This window comes from Pseudomonas sp. MD195_PC81_125 (assembly GCF_014060985.1).
GTDB classification, from domain to species: Bacteria; Pseudomonadota; Gammaproteobacteria; order Pseudomonadales; family Pseudomonadaceae; genus Aquipseudomonas; species Aquipseudomonas parakoreensis.
Window position 1 is genome coordinate 1 of record NZ_JABULD010000324.1, and the last position, 5,869, is coordinate 5,869.

Below are 5,869 nucleotides of genomic sequence, written 5' to 3' on the forward strand. Positions count from 1 at the left end.
TCCCACAGGTCCTGCGCAAAACCCTGTGGGGAGCTGGCTTGCCAGCGATGGGGCCGCCAGACTTTTACAAATTTTACAGAGACCCCGCATGAGACTGTCCCGCTTCTTTATCGACGCCCCCCTGAGCACCGGCGAACACGAACTGCCGGAAGCCCAGGCGCATTACATCAGCCGCGTGTTGCGCATGGCCGAGGGCGATGCGGTGCAGTTGTTCGACGGTTCCGGCCATGAGTTTCGCGGCTCGCTGGTGGAAGTCGGCAAGAAACGCGTGGTGGTGCAGATCGACGAACAGCTCGCCGGCCAAGTCGAATCGCCGCTGCACATCCATCTAGGCCAAGGCCTGTCCCGGGGCGAACGGATGGACTGGGCGATCCAGAAAGCCACCGAACTGGGCGTGAGCGAAATCACCCCGATCTTCAGCGAGCGCTGCGAAGTGCGCCTGAAGGACGAGCGCGCCGACAAACGCCTGCTGCACTGGCGTCAGGTGGCGATCAGCGCCTGCGAGCAATGCGGTCGTTCGCGGGTTCCGGTGATTCATCCACCGGTACTGCTGGCGGACTGGCTGAAACAGACCGAAGCCGAGCTGAAGCTGGTTCTGCACCCGGTGGCCGAGCCGTTGGTCAGCCACGCCAAGCCTGCGACCCTGGCGTTCATGATCGGCCCCGAAGGCGGCTTGTCCGACGCCGAAGTCGAGCAAGCCAAGGCCAACGGTTTCCACGCCGCCCGCCTCGGCCCACGCGTGCTGCGTACCGAGACTGCGCCGGTGGTTGCACTGGCGGTGGCTCAGCAGCTTTGGGGTGATTTCTAACCCGTCACTGCACCGGATCACTGATCGGTTTGGCGATGATTGCCTTGAGTTCGCTGGTCATCGGGAACTCAAGGTTCAAGCCTTTCGGCGGGATCGGCTGTTCGAACCACTTACGGTAGATCCCGTTGATCTCCCCCGAGCTGTACAAATCGGCCAGCGCGCCGTTCACCAGCGCGAGGAATGGCGGATCATCCTTGCGCACCATGCAACTGTAGATTTCCCGCGATTGTTCCTCCCCCACCACGACCCAGTTGTGCGGGTCCCGCGCCTTGGCCCGCTCGCCGTAGAGCAATGCGTCGTCCATGTAGAAGGCCGCTGCCCGTCCCGACTGCAGCATCTGGAACGCCTCGCCGTGATCCTTGGCGCTGATCACGAACATGTTCAGTTTGTGGTCGAGGTTGTAGCTCTTCAGATAGCGCTCGTTGGTGGTGCCGGCGGTGGTCACCACGTTCTTGCCGCGCAGGTCATCGAAGCTGTGAATGCCGCTGTCCTTTGCGGTCAGCAACTGCCCTTTGACGTAGATGAAACCGTAGGAGAACGCCACCTGTTTCTGCCGCTCGGCCGTCACCCCGGTGGAGCCGCACTCAAGATCAACCGTGCCGTTCTGCACCAGCGGAATCCGCGTCTGCGACGTCACCAGGTTGTACTTCACCTTCAGCTCCGGCAACGCCAGTTGCTGCTTGATCCGCTCGACAATCTTGCCCGCCAGCTCCACCGAATACCCCATCGGCTGCCCGGTGTGATCGCCCACATACGAGAACGGCACCGAGGCGTCGCGATAGCCCAGGGTGATGCTGTTGGCGCTGGCGATCTTGCCAAGCGCGCCGGTCAGCGGCACTTCATTGGCCTGTGCCTGGGCGCCGATGAACAGCGCCAGTGTGCAGCCGAGCAACGTGATTTTTTGCATTGTTATTCTCCGTTGTGGTTGGGGTGTTTTAGCAGAAACTGTCACGCCGCACGGGGATTGAACCCGTGCAGGTCAATGGATGTACGCTGCTGACCGATCAGTTCACTGAGCAACTGCCCGCTGCCGCAGGCCAGGGTGAAACCGAGCGCGCCGTGGCCGAGGTTGAGCCACAGATTGCGATACGCCGTGGCGCCCAGCAGCGGTACGCCGGTGGGGGTGGCCGGGCGCATGCCCGCCCATTCCACAGCCGCGTCGTAATTGCCGGCATCGGGAAAGGTGTCGCGGGCCTGGCGCTTGATCAGTGCCAACCGCTCGGGATCTACCGCCGGGTCGAAACCGACGATGTCGACCATCGCCGCCACCCGTAACTGTTCGCCGATGCGCGCGTAGACGATCTTGCGGTCGTAGTCGGTGATGCTCACGTCCGGCGCCCGATGCTCATCGCCGATCGACAAGGTCAGGCTGTAACCCTTCAGCGGATACAGCGGCAGACGCAGGCCGGGCAGCGCCAGCAAGGGGCTTCGGTGCCCGGCGGCGATCACCAGTTGTTCAACTGGCAGGGTTTCGTTGCCAAGCTCAATCGCCGTAACGACGCCGTGGCTGTGGCGAATGCCGGTGACTGCCTGACCGAGGCGAAACTCGCAGCGACCCGACGCCGTCAATCGCGCCGCCAACTGCTGGCAGAAGGCGTGACAGTCGCCGACTTCTTCATCCGGCGTGTAGATCGCGCCTACAAACGGCGCATCGGTCAGTGCCGGTTCCAGCTGCGCACATTCGGCGGCGGACAACACCTGTTGTTGCTGCGGATCGGCCAAGCCCTTGCGCGCATGGTCGAAGTTGCCGGCATTGCGGAAGGTCACCAGTTTGCCGTTGCGCCGCCAGTTGAAACCGGTGAGCCCGTCATCCTCGCGCCAGCGTTTCAGCGTGCTCTGGCTGAACAGCGCCAGACGCAACAGATGCGCCGCGTTTTCCCGGTTGACCGAGGTGCGGCAGGCGGCGAGAAACGACGCCATCCAGCGCCACTGCGCCGGGTCCAGACGCGGGCGCAGCTTGAGCGGCGAGTCGCCGCGCAGCATCCAGCCGAGCGCCTGCAACGGCACGCCGGCATCAGCCAGCGGCGCCACATAGCGGTAGGACAACTGGCCGCCGTTGGCGAAACTGGTTTCGCTGCCCAGCGACTGCCGCGCCTCGACCACAGTCACTTCGAAACCGTCGCGCACCAGCGCATAGGCCGTTGCCAACCCGATCACACCGCCGCCGATGATGCACACGCGCTGAGCCATGTCCGTCCTTATTTCTATGTGAAGACGAGGCTGAGGTTAGGGTGAGGTGACAGGCGCCGAACAATGAATAAAGATGCCAGACTTATAAACAAAGGTTATGGACTCACCATGCGCCTTCGCCACATCGAGATTTTCCAGGCCATTCGCCAGACCGGCTCGGTCAGCGCCGCTGCGCAATTGCTGCACGTCTCTCAGCCGGCGGTGACCAAAGTGCTGCAGCACGCCGAGCAGCAGTTGGGCTTTCCGCTGTTTCTGCGGGTGCGCGGTAAATTGCAGGCGACTCCGGAAGCGCTGGAGCTGGAGCGCGAAGTCGACAAGGTCACGGAAAGTCTGCAAGGCGTGCGACGCCTGGCCCAGAGCCTGCGCCGCGAGCCCGGCCACAGCCTGCGGATCGGCGCGACCCCGGCGCTGGCGCTGTCGTTGCTGCCGCCGGCGATCCGGCAATGGACGGCACAGTTCCCGGACATCGCCTGCGAACTCTCCAGCGCCCACAGCCGCGAGCTGATGCAGAATCTGCTGATGCGCGAAGTGGACGTGGCCCTGACGTTGCAGTTGCCGGATCATCCGGGATTGAAGGCGCAGGCATTGGCCTCGGGCGTGTTGGTGGCGCTGGCGCCGAAAGGTTACTGGCCGGAGGAAGAAGCCGGTCAGCCGTTGCCGCTGATGGCGTTGGCGGGAGCACCGCTGATCGGGCTGTCCAGCGCGACCCGCTGGCTGCCCGACTCGACAGCTACCTGGAAGCGGTCGAGCCACCGCCTCGCGTGCGGATCGCCGTGCAGACGTATTCGCTGGCGCGGGCGATGGTGGAGTCTGGCGCCGGGGTGGCGGTGATCGACCCTTTCACGGCACTCGGTGCTTCGCCGACCAGCACCGTAATCCGCCCGTTGGCGCCGCCCTTGCCGATCACGTTGTACGCAGTGACCCGCGCCACCGAACCGCCACCGCATACCCTCGGCGACTTGTTGCAGATATTCAGCAGACGCGCGCAGATACAACTGCAAACCCTGGTCCCTGTGGGAGCTGGCTTGCCAGCGATTGCGGTTGCCCCATCAACACATGAGTGACTGACAGTCCGTCATCGCGGGCAAGCCCGCTCCCACAGGATTTGTGATGTTCTAAAGGACATAAAACAGAATCGCCACAAAGTGCAGCAGACTCCCGGCGATCACAAACAAATGCCAGATTCCGTGCGCATGCCGCAACCGGTGATCCAGGGCAAAAAAGATGATCCCCACGGTGTACAACACCCCGCCCGATGCCAGCCAGGCAAAGCCTGCTGTGCCCAGCGCCGCGATCAACGGCTTGACCGCCACCAGCACGATCCAGCCCATCACCGCGTAGATCACGATCGACAGGATCCGCGCTTCCGAGCGTGGTTTGATTTCCTGCAAAATGCCGATCAGCGCCAGCCCCCAGACAATCCCGAACAACGTCCAGCCCCACGGCCCGCGCAACGTCACCAGGCAGAACGGCGTGTAGCTGCCGGCGATCAGCAGATAGATGGAAAAGTGATCGACCTTCTTCATGATCGCTTTCTTGCGCCCGCGCACGCTGTGGTACACGGTTGAAGCGCTGTAGAGCACCAACAAGGTAAAGGCGTAGATCGCCACGCTGACGATCTTCCACGGACTGCCGTCGAGGCTGGCAATCACCAGCATCCACACGCCGCCGATAAACGCAGCCACGGCCCCGACCAGATGCGTCCAGGCGTTGAGTTTTTCCCCGTGATACATGTGTCGCTCACCTCAAGATTCGTTACCGCAACGCGCAAGGCTCGGGCCTTGAGCGTAAAAGCGCAATGTTTCCGTTTAAAAGATCAAAAGATCGCAGCCTCCGGCAGCTCCTACAAAGAGCGGCGCATACCGGGCACAATCGGTCGATACCAAAAAGAGTCCGCGCCATGCTGATCGACGAAGAATTGACCCTGAAAAAACTCGAGGTGTTCCTCGCCTTCATGCGCACCGGCAATCTGGCGCGTGCCGCAGCCGAGTTGCAGACCAGCAATGTCAGCGTGCACCGGGCGATCCATTCGCTGGAAAGCGCCCTGCGCTGCCCGCTGTTCAAGCATGAAGGGCGCAACCTGACGCCCCTGGAAAGCGCCTACGTGCTCGAAGAACGCGCGCAGAGGCTGATCCAGGACGCGGTCGAGAGTGTGCGCCTGACTCGCGAGGCCGCCGGTTTCTCCGCTGAACGCTTCAAACTCGGCTCGCTGTACTCGCTGACGGTGAAAACCGTACCGCAACTGATCATGGGCCTGAAGATCCGCCGCAGCGAACTCAACATCGACCTGATCCTCGGCTCCAACATCGACCTGCTGTACAAGCTGAAGAACATGGAAGTCGACGCGATTCTGGTGTCGCTGGACGACACGGTCAGCGACCCGGACTGCGAGCAGATCCCGCTGTTCTCCGACGACATTTTCCTCGCCACGCCGGCAGATTCAAGGTTCGCCCAACGCAGTGAAGTCGATCTGGCCGAGGTGCGTGACGAAACCTTTATAACCCTGACCCAGGGCTTCGCTACGCATCAGGACGGTATCCGGGTGTTCAAGCAGGCGGGGTTCGAGCCGAAGGTGGCGATGCAGGTCAACGACATCTTCACCCTGCTGAGCATGGTCAGCTCCGGGGTCGGCTATGCGTTGCTGCCGGGGCGGATTGCGGCGGTGTACGAGAATCGGGTGAAGCTGATCCCGTTGCAGGAGAAGTACCGCTTGCAGCAACACATTGGCGTGGTGTTCTTGAAGGCCAAGGAGCGCGATCCGAATCTGCTGGCGTTGCTGGCGGAGTGTCGGATGTATGCCAATCGCCAGATCTGACACCGAGTTGCGCCCTTCGCGAGCAAGCTCGCTCCCACAGGAGAATGCATTCCAAG

General features: G+C 62.4%; 5 protein-coding genes and 1 pseudogene. 3 read left to right on the plus strand and 3 right to left on the minus strand.

Features of this window, described 5'->3' with window-relative positions; translation table 11 throughout:
• Positions 1 to 88 precede the first annotated feature (88 nt).
• Positions 89 to 808: a 16S rRNA (uracil(1498)-N(3))-methyltransferase gene (locus HT737_RS13405; RefSeq protein WP_121187623.1), complete on the plus strand. Its 720-nt coding sequence runs from the start codon at positions 89 to 91 to the stop codon at positions 806 to 808.
• 4 nt (positions 809 to 812) lie between these two features.
• On the opposite strand, the gene HT737_RS13410 is transcribed toward HT737_RS13405, so the two are convergent.
• Entirely contained in the window at positions 813 to 1,715 is a 903-nt protein-coding gene (locus HT737_RS13410; protein WP_047297116.1) for a transporter substrate-binding domain-containing protein, read from the minus strand.
• Between the two features lie 41 nt (positions 1,716 to 1,756).
• Entirely contained in the window at positions 1,757 to 2,998 is a 1,242-nt protein-coding gene (locus HT737_RS13415) for a D-amino acid dehydrogenase (RefSeq protein WP_182402823.1), read from the minus strand.
• 108 nt (positions 2,999 to 3,106) lie between these two features.
• Between HT737_RS13415 and HT737_RS13420 the strand changes: the two are divergent.
• A pseudogene (locus HT737_RS13420) lies at positions 3,107 to 4,062 on the plus strand (LysR family transcriptional regulator).
• A 51-nt stretch (positions 4,063 to 4,113) separates the two neighbouring features.
• Here HT737_RS13420 and HT737_RS13425 read toward each other — a convergent pair.
• Positions 4,114 to 4,731: a hemolysin III family protein gene (locus HT737_RS13425; RefSeq protein WP_007964065.1), complete on the minus strand. Its 618-nt coding sequence runs from the start codon at positions 4,729 to 4,731 to the stop codon at positions 4,114 to 4,116.
• A gap of 167 nt (positions 4,732 to 4,898) precedes the next feature.
• Between HT737_RS13425 and HT737_RS13430 the strand changes: the two genes are divergently transcribed.
• The gene (locus HT737_RS13430) at positions 4,899 to 5,813 is read left to right on the plus strand and encodes a LysR substrate-binding domain-containing protein (RefSeq protein WP_182402825.1); all 915 of its coding nucleotides are present in this window, start codon (positions 4,899 to 4,901) and stop codon (positions 5,811 to 5,813) included.
• The last annotated feature ends 56 nt before the right edge of the window (positions 5,814 to 5,869 follow it).